General features: G+C 76.3%; 1 protein-coding gene. It reads right to left on the bottom strand.

Annotation, left to right across the window (positions count from 1 at the left end; genetic code table 11):
• Nucleotides 1–23 precede the first annotated feature (23 nt).
• Nucleotides 24–20090, bottom strand: a complete 20067-nt coding sequence (locus tag AC5WAM_RS01285) for a non-ribosomal peptide synthase/polyketide synthase (RefSeq protein ID WP_495521206.1) — start codon at nt 20088–20090, stop codon at nt 24–26.
• Between the last annotated feature and the right edge of the window lie 8 nt (nt 20091–20098).

Here is a 20098-nt window from a genome sequence, read left to right on the forward strand (position 1 = left end):
GCGCCCCGGGGCGGAGCGTGGGGTCACAGACTGTCGCGGGCGTGCCGGGCTATGTGGTGCAGAGCCGTGGCGAACTCCTCCGCGACGCGGCGTACGGTCTGGGTGTCGTGCAGTCCGGTGCGGTGGTGCCAGGTGAAGGCGAGGCGGCCGTCCTGGACGGCGCCGACCACCTCAAGGGGGTGGGAGCCGCTGTCCCGGGGGTCGTGGTCCTGGCCGAGGGAGCCGTGCTCGGCGCGCACGAGGCCGCTGCCGGGCTCCGCGGGCCGGGCGTCCCACTGGCCGAGGTAGTTGAACACCACCTGGCCGTGGGCCGCGGCGCCGAGCCGCTCGCGGACCTCGGGCGGGCCGAAGGTGCGCAGGGCGCCGTAGCCGAGGCCGTTGCCGGGCACCACGCGCAACTGGCGGCGCACGGACTTCACCAGGGCCCGCCAGTCGCGGGAGGCGCCGAGGTCGTCCGGCCGCGTCACCTGGAGGGCGACGGGGTGGACGGTGGTGAACCAGCCGACCGTGCGGGACAGGTCCACCCCGTCGAGCAGGTCCTCGCGGCCGTGCCCCTCCAGGTCGAGGCGGACCCGGTCGCCGCCGGTCCAGCGGGCGAGGGCGAGGGCGAGGGCGGCCAGCAGGACGTCGTTGACGCGGGTGCGGTAGGCGGTCGGCGCGGCCCGCAGCAGCGCCGTCGTGTCCTCCTCGGTCAGCTCCACGGTGACCTGCCGGGCCTCGCCCTCGTCCGCTCCCGCCGCCGCGGCTGCGGGCGGCGGCTCGGCGGTCACCGTCTCCTCCCAGTACGGCAGTTCGTGGTCGAGGCCGCCCTCGGCGACATGCGCGGCGAGCCGTCGGGACCAGTCCCGGAAGGAGGTGGTGCGCTCCCCCAGGGTGATGGGTTCGCCCGCGACCGCCTGCCGGTAGGCGGCTTCCAGGTCGTCGGCGAGGATCCGCCAGGACACCGCGTCCACGACCAGGTGGTGGCCGACCAGGAGGAGGAAGACGGGGCGGTCCGCGTCCCCGGTGAACAGGGCCGCCCGCAGCAGCGGGCCGCGGGCCAGGTCGAAGCCGGTGTGCAGGTCGTCGGCGGCCTTGTGCAGGGCCTCGTCGGCCTCCGCCTCGGCCAGGCCGCTCAGGTTGTGCTGGACGAGCAGGCCGTCGACGGGCGTGTCGGCGGGCGGCGGGTTGAACTGCTGCCAGCCGTCGGCGCCCGGGGTGAAGCGCATGCGCAGCGCGTCGTGGTGTTCGAGCAGCGCCTCCAGGGCGGCGCGCAGGGCCTGCGGGTCGGGGGCGCCGTCGAGTTCCAGGAGCGCCGACTGGTTGAAGTGGTGGTGCGCGGCGCGCGGGGTGGTCAGGAACCACTCCTGGATGGGGGTGAGCGGTACGTCGCCGCTCACCGGGCCCTCGCCGGAGCGCTGCGGCGCGGTCCTGACGACGGTGGCTAGCTCGGCCACCGTCTGGTGGGTGAACAGGTCGCGCGTGGCCAGGTGCAGCCCGTCGCGCCGCAGCCGGGACACGACCTGCATGCTCAGGATCGAGTCGCCGCCGAGCAGGAAGAAGTTGTCGTGGGCGCCCACGTCGTCGACGCCGAGGACGTCGCCCCAGATGCGGGCGACGCGGCGTTCGGTGTCGGTGCGCGGTGCGACGTGCGGCCCGGTGGCGGTGTGCGCGGGCCCGGGCGCGGGCAGGGCGCGCCGGTCGGCCTTGCCGTTCGGGGTGAGCGGCAGCCGCTCAAGGGGGACGAACACCGACGGCACCATGTGCAGCGGGAGCAGCCCGGCGAGGTGCTCGCGCAGCTCCGCCGCGGGGAGCTGTCCGGTGTCGCCGCCGGTGGGCACGACGTACGCCACGAGCCGGTCGGAGCCGCCGTCGGCGCGGACAACGACGAGCGCGTCGCGCACCCGGGCGCTGCGGCGCAGGGCGCTCTCGATCTCGCCCGGCTCGATGCGGTAGCCGCGCAGCTTGATCTGGTCGTCGGCGCGCCCCGCGAAGCGCAGGGAACCCTCGGCGTCCCAGCGCACCAGGTCGCCGGTGCGGTACATGCGCTCCCCCGGGGGGCCGAACGGGTCTGCGGTGAAGCGCTGGGCGGTCAGGCCCGGTTGGTTCACATAGCCGCGGGCGAGACCGGGCCCCGCGACGTACAGCTCGCCGGTCACGCCGGGCGGGACGGGCCGCAGGGCGGCGTCGAGGACGTACAGGCGGGTGGCGCCCGCGGGGCGGCCGATGGGCGGGGCGCCCGCGCCCGGGGCCAGGGGTCCGGTCCAGGAGGCGACCACGGTCGCCTCGGTGGGCCCGTAGGAGTTGATCATCCGGCGGCCGGGGGCCCACAGCTCGACGAGGTCGGGCGGGCAGGCCTCGGCGCCGACGATCAGGGTGCGCAGGTGCGGCAGGCTGCCCGCGGTCTCGGGCGCCACCGTGGCCAGGGCGGCGGGCGGGATGAGCGTGTGGCTGACGTGCCGCTCGGCGAGGACCTGGGCGAGGCGTTCGCCGACCAGCGGGCCCTCCTCGCCGGTCACCAGGGCGGCGCCGCTGAGCAGGGAGACGCACAGCTCCAGGACGGAGGCGTCGAAGCTGGGCGAGGCGAACTGCAGGACCTTGTCGCCGGGGCCCGCCGCGTACTGTTCGGCGGCGGCCGCGGCGAAGCCCGCCAGGCCCCGGTGCGGCACCACGACGCCCTTGGGCGTGCCGGTGGACCCGGAGGTGTAGATGACGTACGCGGGGTGGTCGCAGGTGAGCGGTGCGGTGCGGTCGGCGTCGGTGGGCGCGGTCTCGGGCCCGTCGGCGGCCCAGACCTCCGCCGGGTCGTCCAGGGTGAGCCGGGCGCCCGCGTCGCGCACCATGAACTCCCGGCGCTGCTCGGGGTAGGCGGGGTCCACGGACAGGAAGGCGCCGCCCGCCTTGGCCACCGCGAGCTGCGCCACCACCGCTTCGGCGGTCCGGGACAGGGCCAGGGCCACCACGCGCTCGGGGCCGACGCCGCGGGCGATCAGCTGGTGGGCGAGGCGGTTGGCGGCGCGGTCGACCTCGGCGTACGTCAGCTGCCGGGAGCCGTCGTCGAGCGCCACCGCGTCGGGCGTGCGCGCGGCCTGCCGTTCGAAGAGCCGCGGCAGGGTGACCGCGGTGACCGGCCGGGCCGTGCCGTGGCCCTGCTCCAGGAGGGTCTTCAGCTCGGCGTCGGACGACAGGGGCAGGGCGCCCAGGGGCCGGTGCGGGTCGTCGGCGACGGCCGTCAGGAGCGTGCCGAGCTGGTCGGCCATGCGCTCGGCCGTCGCCGCGTCGAACAGGTCGGTGTTGTAGGTGAGCAGGCCGTGCAGCGCACCGGAGTCCGTCTCGGCGAACTCCAGGGTGAGGTCGAAGGCCGCGTGCTGGAGCTCGGACTCGATGTCGGTGACGTCGAGTCCCGGCAGGTCGAGGTCGCCGGCCGGGGTGTTCTGGAGGACGACCATGACCTGGAAGAGCGGGGTGCGGCTGGTGTCGCGCACCGGCTGCACCTCGTCCACCACCCGCTCGAACGGCACGTCCTGGTGGGCGAAGGCGTCGAGCACGGTCTGCCGGACGTCGTCGAGGAACTCGGGGAAGCCGCGCTCGGGCTCGACGCGTGAGCGCAGGACGAGGGTGTTGACGAAGAAGCCGACCAGGTTCTGGACCTCGGGCCGGTCACGGCCGGAGGTGACGGTGCCGACGGCGATGTCCCGCCCGCCCGACAGGCGCGCGAGGTAGGTCTGCGCCGCGGCGACGAGGGTGGTGAACAGGGTGGCTCCGCGCTCCCTGCCGACCCGTGCGAGGCGCCGGGCGGTGCGGGGCGCCAGGGTCAGGCGCGCGGTCGCGCCGTGGTGGGTGCGCACGGCGGGGCGCGGCCGGTCGGTGGGCAGGTCGACGGGTTCGATGTCGGCCAGGTGCTGCTTCCAGTAGCCGAGTTGGGCGTCGGCGTCCGCGCCTTCGGCGGTGCGCTGCCAGTGCGCGTAGTCGGCGTACTGCACCGGCAGCGGCGGCAGCTCTCCGGTGCCGGTGCCGAGGGCCTGCCGGTAGAGGTGGGCCAGGTCGCCGGTGAGCACGGCGGTGGACCAGCCGTCGGTGACGATGTGGTGCAGGGTCAGCGCGAGCACGTGGTCGTCGGCGCCGAGGCGCACCAGGGCGGTGCGCAGCAGTGGGCCGTGGCGCAGGTCGAAGGGGCGGGTGCGTTCGTCCGTCAGGAGGCGGTGCAGCTGGGCCTCGCGGTGCTTCTCGGACGTTCCCGACAGGTCGTGCGTCGGCAGCGGTACCTCGCGGGGCGGGTGCACGAGCTGCACGCCGTGGCCGTCGACGGTGTCGAAGGTGGTGCGCAGCGAGGCGTGCCGGGCCACGAGGCCGGTCAGGGCCCGGGTCAGGGCACCGGTGTCGAGCCGTCCGCGCAGCCGCAGCGCGAGGCCCGTGACGTACTCGGCGGTCCCGCCGGGCGCGAACTCCGCGAGGAACCACAGGCGTTGCTGGGCGTACGACATGGGGGCCGTGGCGCGCGCGACGGGCACGATGGCGGGCCGTGCCGTGCCGGGGGCCGGGTCGGCGGTGACCAGGGTGGCGAGCGCGGCCGGAGTGGGGTGGGTGAACACCGCGCGCGGCGAGACGTCCGTGCCGAACGCCTCGGCCAGGCGGGACGCGAGGCGGATGCTGAGGATCGAGTCGCCGCCCAGGGTGAAGAAGTCGTCCTCCACGCCGGGCCGGTCCGCGCCGAGGACGTCGGCGAAGACGTCGGCGACGCGCCGTTCGGCGTCGGTGCGGGGCTCGACGCGTGCGGCGCCGCCCGCCCCGGCGTCCGGCTCCGGTGCCGGGAGCGCCGCCCGGTCGACCTTGCCGTTGGCGCTGAGCGGCAGGGCCGCCAGCGGGACGTAGGCGGAGGGCACGAGGTAGTCGGGCAACGTGCGGGCGGCGAAGGTCCGCAGCTCCGTCAGGTCCTCGCCCGCCGGGCCGACGAGGTAGGCCACCAGGCGGCGGGCCCCTGGCCGGTCCTCGCGGGCCACCACGGCGACGTCCGCGACGCCGGGGTGCGCCGCGAGGGCGGCCTCGGCCTCGCCGGGCTCGACGCGGAAGCCGCGGATCTTCACCTGGTCGTCGGCGCGGCCAAGGAACGCGACGGTGCCGTCCGGGTGGCGCCGGGCCAGGTCGCCGGTGCGGTACATGCGGGCGCCGGGCGGCCCGTAGGGGTCGGCGAGGAACCGGCCCGCGGTCTCCGCGCCGCGGCCCAGGTAGCCGCGTGCCACGCCCTCGCCCGCGAGGAACAGCTCGCCCGCGCAGCCCGGCGGCACGGGCCTGAGGCGGGCGTCGAGGACGTGGGCGCGCATGGCGTCCAGCGGGTGGCCGATCGGCACGGTGTCGGGCACGGCGGCGGGGTCGGAGAGGGCGAAGGAGGTCGCGAAGGTGGTGGTCTCGGTGGGGCCGTAGCCGTCCACGACGGTCAGGCCGGGGCAGGCGGCGAGGACCCGGCGCACGGCCGCCGCCGGGACGACGTCACCGCCCGTCCACACCTGGCGCAGGCCGGTGAAGCAGTCCGGGGCGTCCTGGGCAAGGAGCCGGAACAGTCCGGCGGTCAGCCACAGCGCGCTCAGGCCGCCGGCACCGGCGAGCCGCCGCAGCAGGGCCGCGTCCACCGCCCCGTCGGGGGCGACGACCACGCGGCCGCCGGTCAGCAGGGGCGCCCACACCTCGAAGGTGACGGCGTCGAAGGCGACCGGGGAGTGCAGCAGGACGCGGGCGCACACGCCGTCCGCGAAGCGGCTGTCGGTGGCCAGTGCGGCCACGTCGCGGTGGCGTACGGCCACGGCCTTGGGCAGGCCGGTGGAGCCGGAGGTGAACATCACGTAGGCCAGCTGGTCGGGGTCGGGCTGCCCGGCGGCCGGTGCTCCGGCTGGGCCGGTGCGCGCTGCCAGGACGTCGTCGGCGGTGAGCCGGACGGTGGCGCCGACCTGGTCGAGCAGGGCGCGGCGGCGCTCCTCGGGCGCGCGGGCGTCGACGGGCACATAGGCGCCGCCCGCCTTGAGGACCGCGAGCTGCGCGACCACGAGGGCGGCGGAGCGGTCCATGAGCAGGGCCACGCGGTCCTCGGCCCGCAGGCCCTGCGCGCCGAGCCGGGCGGCCACGCGGTCGGACCAGTCCGCGAGTTGACGGTACGTCAATTCCTGGTCGCCGTCCTGGACGGCGACCGCGGCGGGGGTGCGGCGGGCCTGCTCGGCGAAGAGGGCCACCGGGGTGCGCGCGGGCGGGCCGTCACAGGCGGTGGCGTTCCACCGCCGCAGGAGGTCCTTGTCCTCGGCGGTGAGCAGGTCCAGGTCGTCGACGTCTTTGTCGAGGCCCTCGGCGAGGCGGGTGAGCAGGGCGGTGAGGCGGTCCGCGGCGCGTTCGACGGTGGCCCGGTCGAAGAGGGCGGCGTCGTAGGCCAGGTCGAAGCCGAGCCCCTCGGCGAGGTGGGCGCGCAGGCACAGCGGGAAGGTGGTGGCGTCGTCGGCGCGCACCTCCTCGACGCGCACGCCGGTCCTGGCCGCGGCCTGCTCGTCGACGGGGTAGTTCTCGAACACCACCATGCTGTCGAACAGGGCCTCGCCCGACGGGAGCTCGCTGAGGGCCTGGATGCGGGGCAGCGCGAGGAAGTCGAAGCGGCGGGCGTCGCTCTGCCGCTCCTGGAGGTCGCGCAGCCAGGGCAGCACGCCGCCGCCGGGGACGCGCACCCGCGTCGGCACGGTGTTGATGAACATGCCGACCATGGAGTCCACGCCGGGCAGCTCGGCGGGGCGGCCGGAGACCGTCGTGCCGAACACGACGTCGTCGCGGCCGCTGTAGCGGGCCAGGAGCAGCCCCCAGGCGGCCTGCACCACGGTGTTGACGGTCAGTCCGGCGCGGGCCGCCGTCTCCCGCAGCGCGCGTGAGACGCCGGCGTCGAGTTCGCGTGCGACGGCTTCCTCGGAGCGGGCGCGGTGCGCCTCGGCGGGTACGCGGTCGTACGGCAGCGGGGTGCGCGTGGCGCATCCGGCGAGCTCGTCGGCCCAGTGCGCCTCGGCGGCGGACTCGTTCTGCTCGGCGAGCCACCGGAGGAAGTCCGCGAAGGGGCGCCGGATCGGGGCGGCGGCTTCCGGGCCGCCGGTGAGCGCGGCGTAGCGCTCGCACACCTCGATGAGGAGCTGGCCGCTGCTCCAGCCGTCGAGGATGAGGTGGTGCGACGACCACAGCAGCAGGACCTCGTCGCCGGGCAGGGCGGCCAGGGTGATCCGGGTGAGGGGCGCGGTGGTCAGCTCCATGCCCGCGGCGCGGTCCTCGGCGAGCAGCCGCTCGACGGCCTCCGCGCGCCCGTCGGGCGTCAGCGCGCGCCAGTCGAGGTGGGTGACCGGCAGCTGCGCGCGGTGGTGGACCACTTGCACCGGCTGCGGCAGGCCCTGCCAGTGGACGCTGGTGCGCAGTGCCGGGGTGCGGTCGGCGACCTGCTGCCAGGCGGCGGCGAGCGCCCGCGGGTCCGTGACTCCGGAGAGGCGCACCGCGGTGCGGTCGAAGTAGGCGCCCGCGGTGTCGACGAGGCCGTGGAAGAGCATCCCGGCCTGGAGCGGGGTCAGCGGCAGGACGTCCGCGACGTGCCGTCCGTCGCCGACGAGCCGGTCCAGGTGGTCCTGGGTGAGCCCGGCGAGCGGGAAGTCGGAAGGCGTGCGGCCGCCCGCGTCGGGGCGGGCGCAGTGCCGGGCGATGTCGCGCAGTGCCGCGTGCGTCTCCTCGGCCAGTCGGCGCACGGTGGCCTCGTCGTAGACGGCGGTCGGGTAGGTCCAGCCGAGTTCGAGGCGCCCGTCGTGGACCACGCCGGTGATGTCGAGGAGGTAGGGCCGGGTCTCGTCGGGGTCGGTGTCGCGGCCCGCGGACGGCAGGGCGGCGCCGTACAGCGCGCCGTCCCGGGGTCCCGCGGTGTCCCACTGTCCGTGGTAGTTGAACCCGACCTGCGGTGCGGGCCCTTCGGCCAGCGGGCTTTCGGGCAGCAGGTGCCGCAGGGCGCCGTGGCTCAGGCCGTGCAGCGGGACCGCGCGCAGCTGTTCCTTGACCGAGCGCAGGGTGTCGCGCCAGTCGGCGTCGGGGGCGACGGTCAGGGCGAGGGGGAACTCGGCGGTGAACCAGCCGACGGTCCGCGACAGGTCCACGTGCTCGAACAGCTCCTCGCGGCCGTGGCCCTCCATGCCGATCAGGACGGTGTCGCGCCCGCACCAGCGGGCCAGGGTGCGGCCCAGGGCGCTGAGGAGCACGTCGTTGACCTGGGTGCGGTAGACGTCGGGGACCTGGCGCAGCAGGGCGTCGGTCTCCTCGGGCGTCAGCGTGACCGTGAGCGTGGCGGCGCCGCCGTGGGTGTTGGGGCCGGGGCGCCCGGCGGGCAGGTCCGCCGGTGCGGCGGCGGTCCTGCGCCAGTGGGCGAGGTCGGCGTCCAGGGCGCCGGAGCGGGTGTGCTCGTCGAGCCGGGCGGCCCAGTGTCCGTACGCGGTGCCGACCGGGGCCAGGTCGACGGGCCGTCCGGCGACGGCCGCGCGGTGGGCGCTCTCCAGGTCGCCGAGCAGGATGCGCCAGGAGACGCCGTCCACCGCCAGGTGGTGCACGGTGAAGACGAGTTGCGCGGCCCGGCCGGGGCCGCGGTCGAAGACGAGGACCCGGACCGTGCGGCCCTCGGTGGGGTCGAGCGAGGCCTGGGCCGCGTCCGCCGCGCGCTGCACCTGTGCCTCGAGCGCGGCCGCGTCGAGGCCCGTCGCGTCGTGGGCGGTGAACACGGGCCCCGGGGCCTCGGCAAGGAGTTCCTGGCGCCAGCCGTCGCCGGTGTGGCGGAAGCGGGTGCGCAGCGCGGCGTGGTGGCGCACGACGGCGTCGACGGCCTGCTCCAGGGCGGACAGGTCGGTGTCCGGGGCCAGTTCCAGGCGCTGGGTCATGGTGAAGCGCAGCGCGTCGCCGGGGCGGCGGGCGTCGAGGTACCAGCGCTGGATCGGGGTGAGCGGCGCCTCGGCGGGCGGGGCGGCGCCCGGGTCCGTCCCTGCCGGGTCCGCGGCGGTGGCGCACAGGGCGAGTTCGGCGACGGTCGGCGCGCGGAACACGTCCTTGGTGGTCACGGCGAGGCCCGCGCGGCGGGCCCGGGAGACGATCTGGATGCTGAGGATCGAGTCGCCGCCGAGCGCGAAGAAGTTGTCGCGCGCGCCCACCCGGGCCACGCCCAGGACGTCCGCCCAGATCGTGGCCAGGCGCTCCTCGGTGCCGGGCCGGGGCGCGACGTAGGGCACCTGGGTGTCGGGCTGCGCGGGCGGGGCGGGCAGGGCGCGGCGGTCGGTCTTGCCGCCGCTGGTGCGCGGGATGCGCGTCAGCGGCACGAACGCCTGCGGCACCATGTGGTCCGGCAGCGTCCTGCGCAGCCGGGCCCGCAGGTCCTCGCCCGTCGGGGTGTGCTCCCCCGCGGGCACCACGTACGCCACGAGCAGGGTGCGGCCCGCGTGTTCGTGGGGCGTCACCACGGCCTCGGCGACGTCCGGACGGGCCGTCAGGGCGGCCTCGATCTCACCGGGTTCGATGCGGAAGCCGCGGATCTTGACCTGCTCGTCGACGCGGCCGAGGAACTCCAGGAGCCCGCGGTCGTCCCAGCGGGCGCGGTCGCCGGTGCGGTACATGCGCGTGCCCGGCGCCCCGTAGGGGTCGGCGAGGAAGCGGGTCGCGGTCAGGCCCGGCCGGTTCAGATAGCCGCGGGCCACCTGCGCGCCCGCGAGGTACAGCTCGCCCGGGGTGCCGGGCGGCACCGGCCGCAGCGCGCCGTCGAGGACGTAGGCGATCAGGCCCCGGCCGGGGCGGCCGATGACCGGGCGCTCGGGCCGCTGGGCGCACGGGCCGTAGACGGCGTCGACGGTGCACTCGGTGGGCCCGTACACGTTGTACGCGGTGACGCCGGTGTCCTGGGCCGCGCACAGCTCGCGCCAGGTGTCGGCGCCGATCGCCTCGCCTCCCACCAGGAGCACGCGCGGGTGGTGGCGGCCGGGCGCGAGGAGGCCCGCCGCGGTGAGTTCGCGCAGGAAGGACGGGGTGACGTTCACCAGGTCCAGGCGGCGCTCGGCGACCTGGGCGCAGAACGCGTCGGGGTCCAGGCGCACGTCCTCGTCGACGAGGTGGACCTCCTGGCCGAGCGCGAGGAGCAGCGGCCCCTCCCAGGAGGTGTCGAAGGAGAACGACGCGCTGAGCGCGGCCCGCAGCCGACGGCCGTCGGTGGTGTGCGGGGCGACGAGCCCCTCCTGGTGGTCGTGGCAGAGGTTGACCAGCTGGCGGTGTTCCACGGCGACGCCCTTGGGCCGCCCGGTGGAGCCGGAGGTGTAGATGACGTACGCGGTGGTGGCCGGGCGCAGCGGCGCGCGGCGGTCGGCGTCGGTCGGGTCGTGGGCGGGCAGCCGGTCCCAGGGCACCGCGCGCAGCGCCTCGGCCGTCAGGACCGTGCGGGGCGCGGCGTCGGCGGTGAGGTGGGCGACGCGCTCCTCGGGCAGGTCGGGGTCCAGGCACAGCAGGGTGCCGCCCGCCTTGAGGACGGCGAGCAGGGCGACCACCTGGTCCGAGGTGCGCGGCAGCCGCGTGGCGACGGTGCGCTCGGGGCCGACGCCCTGGGCGATGAGGTGGTGGGCGAGGCGGTTGGCGCGGCCGTTGAGGGCGGCGAAGTCGAGCGTGGCGTCGCGGGCGACCAGGGCGGTGGCGTCCGGCGTGCGCGCGGCCTGTGCCTCGAACAGCGCGGGGAAGGTGGTCTCCGGGGTGGGTGCCGGGCCGCCCTGCCACTCCTCCAGGACCTGGCGCCGCTCGGCGGCGGTCAGCAGCGGCAGCGCGCCGACCTCCTGGTCCGGGTCGTCGGCGACCGCTTCCAGGAGCAGCCTCAGCTGGGCGGCGAGGCGCTCGGCGGTGCCGGGGTCGAACAGGCCGGTGCTGTACTCCAGGTGGCCGGTGACGCCGTCGTCGTGCTCGACGAAGTCGAAGGCGAGGTCGAAGGTGGCACCCCGCACCGGCGGGGTCACGGCCTCGACGTCGAGGCCGGGCAGGCCGGGCGCCTCGGTGCCCAGGTTGTGCAGGGCCACCATCACCTGGAACAGGGGGGTGCGGCTGGTGTCGCGCTCGGGCCGCACCGCGTCCACGACCCGCTCGAAGGGCACGTCCTGGTGGGCGAAGGCGTCGAGGGTGGTGGTGCGCGCCCGGTCCAGCAGCCGGCGGAACGACGCGCCGGGGGTGATCTCGCCGCGCAGCACGAGGGTGTTGACGAACATGCCGACCACGTCGTGGAGTTCGGGGCGCTCGCGCCCCGCGGTCACGGTGCCGACGGCGATGTCCTGCTGGCCCGTCCACCGGGCGAGCAGGACCTGGCAGGCCGTCAGGAGCGTCATGTACAGGGTGGCGTCGGCCTCGCGGCCCCGATCCCGCAGCCGCTCCACGAGCGCGGCGGGCAGCGGGAAGGTCACCAGGGCGCCGTCGCGGGTGCGCACGGCGGGGCGCGGCCGGTCCGTGGGCGGCTCCAGCGGGGCCAGGCCGTCCAGTGCGCGCTTCCAGTGGGCGAGCTGCCGCTCGGCCTCCTCGGTGCGGCCGCGCTGCCAGGCGGCGTAGTCGGCGTAGCGCACGGGCAGTTCGGGCAGCTGCGGGCTGCGGCCCTCCAGCGCCGCCGCGTACAGCTCTCCCAGGTCGCGGCCGAGGACACCGAGGGACCAGCCGTCGGTGACGATGTGGTGGAGGGCCAGGACGAGCAGGTGCTCGTCGGCGGCCAGGCGGGCGAGGCGGGCCCGCAGCAGGGGCCCGGTGCTCAGGTCGAAGGGGGTGGTGGCCTCGCGTTCCAGGAGGGCGTCCACCGCGTCGGCAGCGGCGGACGTGAGGTCGTCCACGCGCAGGTCGGCGCCGTGCGGCGGGGCCACGAGCTGCCGGGCCGTGCCGTCCTGTTCGGCGAAGGTGGTGCGCAGCGCCTCGTGCCGGGCGACCAGGCCGTCGAGGGCGGTGCGCAGGGCGGCCTCGTCGAGCGTGCCGCGCAGGCGCAGGGCGGACACCGTCGTGTACTCGGTGCTGCCGGGCTCGAAGCGGTCGAGGAACCACAGGCGCTGCTGGGCGTACGACAGCGGCGCCGCGGCGGCCGGGTCGGCGGCCGGGATCACGTCCGGGGCCGCGGCGCCCGACGGTTCGCCTAGGGCAGCGGCCAGGGCGCTCACGGTGGGGTGGGTGAAGAGGAGCCGGGGTGAGACGTCCGTGCCGAAGGCGGCGCGCAGCCGCGAGGTGACGCGGACGGCGAGGATGGAGTCGCCGCCGAGGGCGAAGAAGTCGTCGTCGGCGCCCACCTCGTCGGTGTCAAGGACGTCCGCCCAGGCGGCGGCGACCAGGCGTTCGGCTTCGGTGCGCGGCGAGGTGCGGTCGCCCCCGGTGGCGAAGCCGTCGGCGCCGGGTGCGGGCAGGGCGCGCCGGTCGAGCTTGCCGTTGACGGTCAGGGGCAGCGCGGCCAGCGGAACGTAGGCGGCGGGCACCATGTGGGCGGGCAGCAGGCTTTCCAGGTGCGCGCGGAGCGCGGCGGCCGCCGGGGCGCCCTCCGCGCCCGAGCCCACGACGTGGGCGACCAGGCGCCGGGTCCCGGCGGAGTCCTCGTACACGCCGACGGTGGCGGCGCCGACGCCGGGGTGGGTGTGGAGCGCGGCCTCGATCTCGCCGGGTTCGATGCGGTAGCCGCGGATCTTGACCTGGGCGTCGGCGCGGCCGAGGTACTCCAGGGTGCCGTCGGGCCGGCGCCGGGCCCGGTCGCCGGTGCGGTACATGCGGCTGCCGGGCGGCCCGAAGGGGTCGGGCAGGAACCGGGTGGCGGTGAGGGCGGGCAGGCCGAGGTAGCCGCGGGCCAGGCCCTCGCCCGCCACGTACATCTCGCCGATGGCGCCGGGGGGTGCCAGGGCCAGGTCGTCGTCGAGCACGTGGACGCGCAGGTCGGGGATGCCGGTGCCGATGGGGCTCGCGGTGCCGGTGCGGGCCGCGGTCCGGTCGAGGGGGGCGTAGGTGACGTGCACGGTGGTCTCGGTGATGCCGTACATGTTGACCAGGCGCGGTGACTCGTCCGGGTGGCGGGCGTACCAGTCGGCGAGCCGGCCGACGTCGAGGGCCTCGCCGCCGAAGATGACTTGACGCAACGTCAAGCGCCTGCTCAGCTCGGGGTGTTCGGCGTCCGCGCGGGCGAGCGGGTAGAAGGCGGACGGGGTCTGGTTGAGGACCGTGACGCCTTCGTCCGCGAGGAGGCGCAGGAAGTCCTCCGGGGAGCGGGCGGTGTCGTCGGGGACGACGACGAGCCGGCCGCCGTGCAGCAGCGGGCCCCACAGCTCCCACACGGAGAAGTCGAAGGCGTACGAGTGGAACAGCGTCCACACGTCGTGCTCGTCGAAGCCGAACCAGTCGCGGGTGCGGGTGAACAGCCGGACGACGTTGGCGTGCGGGACGACGACGCCCTTGGGCCTGCCGGTGGAGCCGGAGGTGTAGATGGCGTAGGCGGGGCTCTCCGGCAGCGGGCGCCGGGCCGGGTCCGGGCCGGTGGCCGGGCGCCGGTCGAGGTCGGCCCGTACCCGCGCGTCGTCCAGGAGCAGCACGGGCAGGGCGGTGCCGTCGGCGCGTACGTCCGTGTCCGTGGTGGTCACCAGGGCCACCGGGGCGGTGTCGCGCAGCAGCTGGGCGACGCGCTCGGCGGGCAGCTTGGGGTCGATCGGCAGATAGGCGGCGCCCGACTTCAGGGCGGCGAGGACCGCGACGACCAGGTCGGTGGAGCGGGGCAGGGCGAGGGCCACGAAGCGCTCGGGACCGGCTCCGGCCTCGGCGAGGCGGTGGGCGAGGCGCCCGGCCGCCGCGTCGAGCGCGGCGTAGTCGAGGCGCTCGTCCGCGCAGGTGACCGCGGTGGCGTGGGGCGTCCGCGCGGCCTGGGCCTCGAAGAGGTCCACCAGGGTGTGCGCGGGGCGTCCGTCCGCGGAGCCGTTCCCCTCGGTCAGGATCCGGCGGCGCTCCTCGGCGGTGGTGACGGCGAGGTCGCGCAGCGGCCGGTCGAGGTGGTCGGCGAACTGCGCGAGGAGCAGGCACAGCCGGTCGGCGAGCGCCCGTGCCGTCGCGGCGTCGAAGAGGTCCGGATCGTAGGCCAGGTCGAAGCCGAGCCGTTCGCCCTGGTAGGCGCGGAGCACCAGCGGGTAGTTGGTGGCGTCGCGAGAGGTGACGTCCAGGAGGCGGACGCCGGTGGTGGCTGCGCGGGCCTCGTCGAAGGGGTAGTTCTCGAAGGCCACCATGCTGTGGAACAGGGGGGTGCCCGAGGGCACGTCGCTGAGCGCGGTCAGCTCGGCCAGGGAGACCGCGGAGTAGCGCCGCGACTCGGCCTGTGCCTCCTGGAGTTCGCGCAGCCACGCGCCGACCGTGCGGGCGCTGTCGACGGAGACGCGGGTGGGCAGGGTGTTGATGAACATGCCCACCATCGACTCCACGCCGGGCAGTTCGTCGGGGCGCCCGGACACGGTGGTGCCGAACACCACGTCCCGCTCCGCGCCGTGGCGGGCGAGCAGCAGCGCCCAGGCGCCCTGGACCAGGGTGTTGGCGGTGAGTCCGGCGGCCCGCGCGGTGCGCGCGAGGCGCGCGGACACCTCGTCGGACAGGCCGGTGGTGTGGACCGCGGCGGAGCGGGCCACGTGCGCGTCGCTCAGGGGGCGGTCGACGGGCAGCGGGGTCGGCGTGGCGAAGGCTGCGAGAACCTGCTGCCAGTGCGCGCGTGCGGCCGTGCCGTCCTGTTCGGCCAGCCACCGTACGTAGTCGCCGAAGGGGCGGCGCACCAGTGGCCGGGCGGCGCTGCCGCTGGTGAGCGCGGCGTAGCGCTCGCCGACCTCGGTGAGCACCTGGGCGAGGCTCCAGCCGTCCAGGATCAGATGGTGGGAGGTCCACAGCAGGTGCAGGCGCGCGTCGGGCAGCCGGACCAGGGTGAGCCGCATGAGGGGGGCCGTGGTGAGGTCGATGCCGCGCGCGAGGTCGTCGGCGCGCAGCCGCTCGAACCGGGCGGCGCGCTCGTTCTCGGCCAGGTCCCGCAGGTCCACGTGGGTGACCGGTACGCAGACCTCGCGGTGCACCACCTGGAGCGGGGCGGGGACGTCCTCCCAGACCACGGACGTGCGCAGGGTGGGCGTCTCGTCGGCCACCTGCTGCCAGGCCAGGGCGAAGGCGTGCGGGTCGGCCACGCCGTCGAGGAGCAGCGCCGCCTGGTCCACGTACACGTCGTCGGGGCCGCCGACGAGGCGGTGGAAGAGCATGCCTTCCTGGAGGGGGGTCAGCGGCAGCAGGTCCTCCACGCTCCTGCCGTCGCCGACGAGGCGGTCCACTCCGGCCTGGTCGAGGCGGGCCAGCGGGAAGTCGGAGGGGGTGCGGCCACCGGCGTCGGGGCGGGCGCAGTGCTCGGTGATCGCGGTGAGGGCGGCGACCAGGCCCGCGGCCAGGTCCTCGACGGTGGCCGCGTCGTGCGTGTCCTGGCTGTAGTGCCAGGTGATCTCCAGTTCGCCGTCCGCCACCACGGCCGTGACGTCGAGCAGGTGGTCGACGGGCACGTCGGCGGCGAGGTCCCGGCCGGGCACGTCGGCGGCGGGGGCGAAGTCGCCGGTGCCGGGGGTGTCCCACTGGCCGTGGTAGTTGAACGACACCTGGGGCAGCGGCAGGTCCCGCAGGGCGCGGGCCGACGGGTCGGGCGAGCCGAGGCGGGCCAGCGCCTCGTAGCTCAGGCCGCGCCGGGGCACGGCCCGCAGCCGCTCCTTGACGGCCTTGAGCGTGGCGCCCCAGTCGGGCGCGCCGGGCGGTCCGACGGGGGCGAGGGTGACGGGGTACTGGGTGGTGAACCAGCCCACCGTGCCGGACAGGTCGAGGGTGTCGTCCTCGCGGCCGTGGCCCTCCAGGGCGACGGTGACGCGTTCGGCGCCCGCCCAGTCGGCGAGCACCCGGCCGAGGGCGCTGAGCAGCACGTCGTTGACCTGGGTGCGGTAGACGCCGGGCACCCGGCGCAGCAGCGCCTCGGTGGTGGCGCGGTCCACCCGGGTGCGCACGGTGCGCACCGATCCGGCGAGCGGGGCGGCCGTCCGGTCGACGGGCAGCGCGGTGCGGGGCTCGGCGGCCTCCGCCGTCCAGGCGGGCAGGTCGCCGTCGAGGGCGCCGGAGCGCACGCGCTCGGACAGGTGGCAGGACCAGTCGGCGAACGGCGTGGCGGCGGGCTCCAGGCGGACCGGCTCGCCCGCGGCGGCCTGGCGGTAGGCCTGCTCCAGGTCGGCGAGGAGGATCCGCCAGGAGACGCTGTCCACGGCCAAGTGGTGGGCGGTCAGGAACAGTTGCGGCCGCTCCCCCACCGTGGGCCGCTCCCCCGCCGTGGGCCGCTCCCCCGCCGCGGGCCGCTCCCCCGCCGCGGGCCGCTCCCCCGCCGTGGGCCGCTCCCCGGCCGTGGAGCGCTCCCCTCCCGCTGGGCGCAGCAGCGCCGCGCGCAGGAGGGCGCCGGTGGCCGGGTCGAGGGCGGCGCGGGCGGCGTCGGCGGCCGCTTCCCGGGCGGCCGCGGCGGCGTCGGCGTCGGCGGGCAGGTCGTGGCGGGTCAGCAGGCCGGTGGCCGGGCCCTCTCCTGGGTGCTGCCGCCAGCTGCCTTCGGTGCTCGCGAAGCGTGTGCGCAGCGCCGGGTGGTGGGCGGCGAGGGCTTCCACGGCCCGTTCCAGTGCCTGTTCGTCGAGGTCGTACGGCAGGTCGAGCAGGAGCGACATGCTGAAGTGCCGCCGGGCTCCGTGGGTGGCGAAGAACCACTCCTGTACGGGGGTCAGGGGGGCGGGCCCCTCGGTGCGCGGCCGTCGGGGCGCGGGCACGTCGGCGTTCCGCCGGGACGCGGCGGCGGCCAGGTCGGCGACCGTCTGGTGCCGGAACACGTCCTGCGAGCTGAGGCGCAGACCGGCGGCGCGGGCGCGGGAGACGGCCTGGATGCTGAGGATGGAGTCGCCGCCGAGCTCGAAGAAGTTGTCGGTGACCCCGACCTTGCTCGTGCCGAGGACCTCCGCCCAGATGGCCGCGAGGGTCTCCTCGTCGGGGGTGCGCGGGGCGACGAACTCCCTTTCGCGGGGGCCGGATTCGAGGTCGGGGGTGGGCAGGGCCCTGCGGTCCAGCTTGCCGTGGGCGGTCAGCGGGAGCGTGTCGAGCACGGTGAACGACGACGGCACCATGTGGTCGGGCAGGACGCGGCGGCACGCGCCCCGCAGCTCCGCGGCGGCGGGCCCGGCGGTGTCCGCGGCGGGCGTGACGTAGGCGGCGAGGCGCAGATGGCCGTGCGCGTCGGGCACCGCGACGACCGCGGCCCCGGAGACCTCCGGCAGGTCGAGGAGCACGGCCTCGATCTCGCCCGGCTCGATGCGGTGGCCGCGCACCTTCACCTGGTCGTCGGCGCGGCCCAGGTAATCGAGTTGCCCATCTCCCGTCCAGCGGGCCAGGTCCCCGGTGCGGTACATGCGGCTGCCGGGCGGGCCGAACGGGTCGGGCAGGAAGCGGGCGGCGGTGAGACCGGGGCGGCCCGCATAGCCACGGGCGACCTGTTCGCCCGCCAGGTACAGCTCGCCGCCGACGCCGGGCGGCACGGCCTGGAGCCGCCGGTCGAGGACGTAGGCCCGCACGCCGGGCAGCGGCCGGCCCACCAGCGGCCGTCCGTCGCCCTCGATCCGGCAGGCGAGCGCGTCGACGGTGCACTCGGTGGGGCCGTAGAAGTTGTACGCGGCCACGTCCTGGTGTCCGGCGAGCTCGCGCCACAGGGCGGGGCCGATGGCCTCGCCGCCGAGCATCAGGATCCGGGGGTGGTGGCGGGGGTCGCTCAGCAGTCCGGCGGGCAGCAGCTGGCGCAGGTACGAGGGCGTCAGGTCGAGGAAGTCGACGCGGTGCGCGACGACGTACTCGACCAGGGCCGCGGCGTCCAGGCGGGTCGTCTCGTCGACGAGGTGCAGCGGGTGGCCGTCGGCCATCAGCAGCACGCCCTCCAGCGAGGTGTCGAAGGAGAACGACGCGGTCAGGGCGACGTGCAGCGGGCCGCCGCCCGCCGCGGCGACGAAGCCCTCGCGGTGGCCCGCCAGGAGGTTCGCGAGCGAGCGGTGCGAGACGGCGACGCCCTTGGGGCGGCCGGTGGAGCCGGAGGTGTAGATGACGTACGCGGTGGTGTCCGGGTCGAGCGGCGCGGCCGGCAGGTGGGCGGCGGGCCCGGTGTCCGGCACGGCCGCGAGCGCGGCCTCGTCGAGGACCAGGGCCGGGCGGGCGTCGTCGAGCAGGAACCGCACGCGCTCGTCGGGCAGCGAGGGGTCCAGGGGCAGATAGCCCGCGCCGGACTTCCACACGGCGAGCATCGCCACGACCATGTCGGCGGTGCGGGGAAGCCGCAGCGCGACCAGTCGTTCCGGCCCGGCGCCGTGGGCGACGAGGTGGTGGGCGAGGCGGTCGGCGCGGGCGTCGAGCGTCGCGTAGTCGAGGCGGTCGTCCCCGGCGACCAGGGCGGTGGCGTGCGGGGCCCGGGCGACCTGCCGGGCGAAGAGCTCGGGGTAGGTTCCGGCGGGCTCCGGTGCCGCCGTGGCGTTCCACTCCTGGGTGATCCGCCGGGTCTCCTCCGGGGAGAGCAGCGGGACCGTGCCCAGGGAGCGGTCCGGCTCGCGGGCGGCGGTGTCGAGGAGCCGCACGAGCTGGTCGGCCATCCGCGCGGCCGTGGCGGTGTCGAACAGGTCGGTGCGGTACTCCAAGAGGCCGACGAGCTCGTCCCCGTCGGGCACGAACTCCACGCTCAGGTCGAAGGTGGAGGCGCGCCGGGGCACGGTCACCGGGGAGGCGCTCACGCCGTTCATGCCGGGCGCCTCGGGCGGGGCGGGGTGCAGCAGGACCATCACGTCGAACAGAGGGTTGCGGCCTGCCTCGCGGGCCGCGCCCACGGTCTCCACCAGGCGCTCGAAGGGCGTGTCGCCGTGCGCGAAGGCGTCGTTGACGGTGTCGGCCGTGGCTCCCAGGAGGTCGCGGAAGGAGGCGGCCTCCGCCACGGGGGTGCGCAGCACGACGGTGTTGACGTAGAAGCCGACGGACCGTTCCAGGTCGGTGTGGGAACGGCCGGGGGTCAGCGAGCCGACGGTGATGTCGTCCTGCCCGGACCAGCGGGCCAGGAGCGCCTGGCACCCGGCGACCAGGGACGTGAAGAGGGTGGTGTGCCGTTCCGTGGCGAGTGCGCGCAGCCGGGCCGTGGTGTCCGCGGACACGGCGAAGGTGTGCACGGCGCCCGCCCCCGCCTCCTCGCCGCGGCGGGGCCGGTCCAGCGGCAGGCCCGGCGGCACCGCGCCGGTCAACTGCTCGGCCCAGTAGGCGAGGTGCCGCTCCAGGCGCGCTCCGGAGAGCCGCTCGCGCTGCCACACCGCGAAGTCCGGGTACTGCGCCGCCACCGGCGGCAGCTCCGGTTCCGCGCCCCGGGCCAGCGCGTCGTACGCGACGCACAGCTCCTCCAGGACCACGCCCATCGACCAGCCGTCGGTGACGATGTGGTGGGCGGTCAGGAGCAGGACGTGGGACGTCTCGGCGCCCTGGGGCTCCCGCAGCAGCAGGGCGCGCAGCAGCGGGCCGCCGCTCAGGTCGAAGGACCGCTCGTACTCCGCGAGGAGGGCTTCCTCCAGGGCCGCCGTGCCCGCGGCGGGCAGGTCCCGTACGGGAAGCGGCACCGGTCCGGCCGGGCTCACGGTCTGTGCCGGTCGCCCGTCGGTCTCCTGGAACGTGGTGCGCAGCGCCTCGTGGCGCGCCACGACGGTGTCAAGGGCGCGGGAGAGCGCCGCGCGGTCGAGGGCGCCGGTGAGCCGCAGCGCGACGGCGCTGTTGTAGCGGGAGTCGCCGGGCCGCAGCCGGTCCAGGAACCACAGCCGCTGCTGGGCGAAGGACAGCGGGAGCGGTGCCGAACGGTCCGCGGGCGGGATGCCCGGCCGTGCGGCCGGGCCCGGCGCCCCGTCCTTCCCGGCCGCCGTCGTTCCCGCCGCGCCGCCGGCGCGTCCGGCGAGGCGCCGGCGCAGCGCCTCCTGGAGGTCCTTGGGCAGGGCCGCGGCGCGGTCTCGCTTCGAAGACGTCATGGTCTGGC

Source organism: Streptomyces sp. JLYT201 (assembly GCF_059448825.1).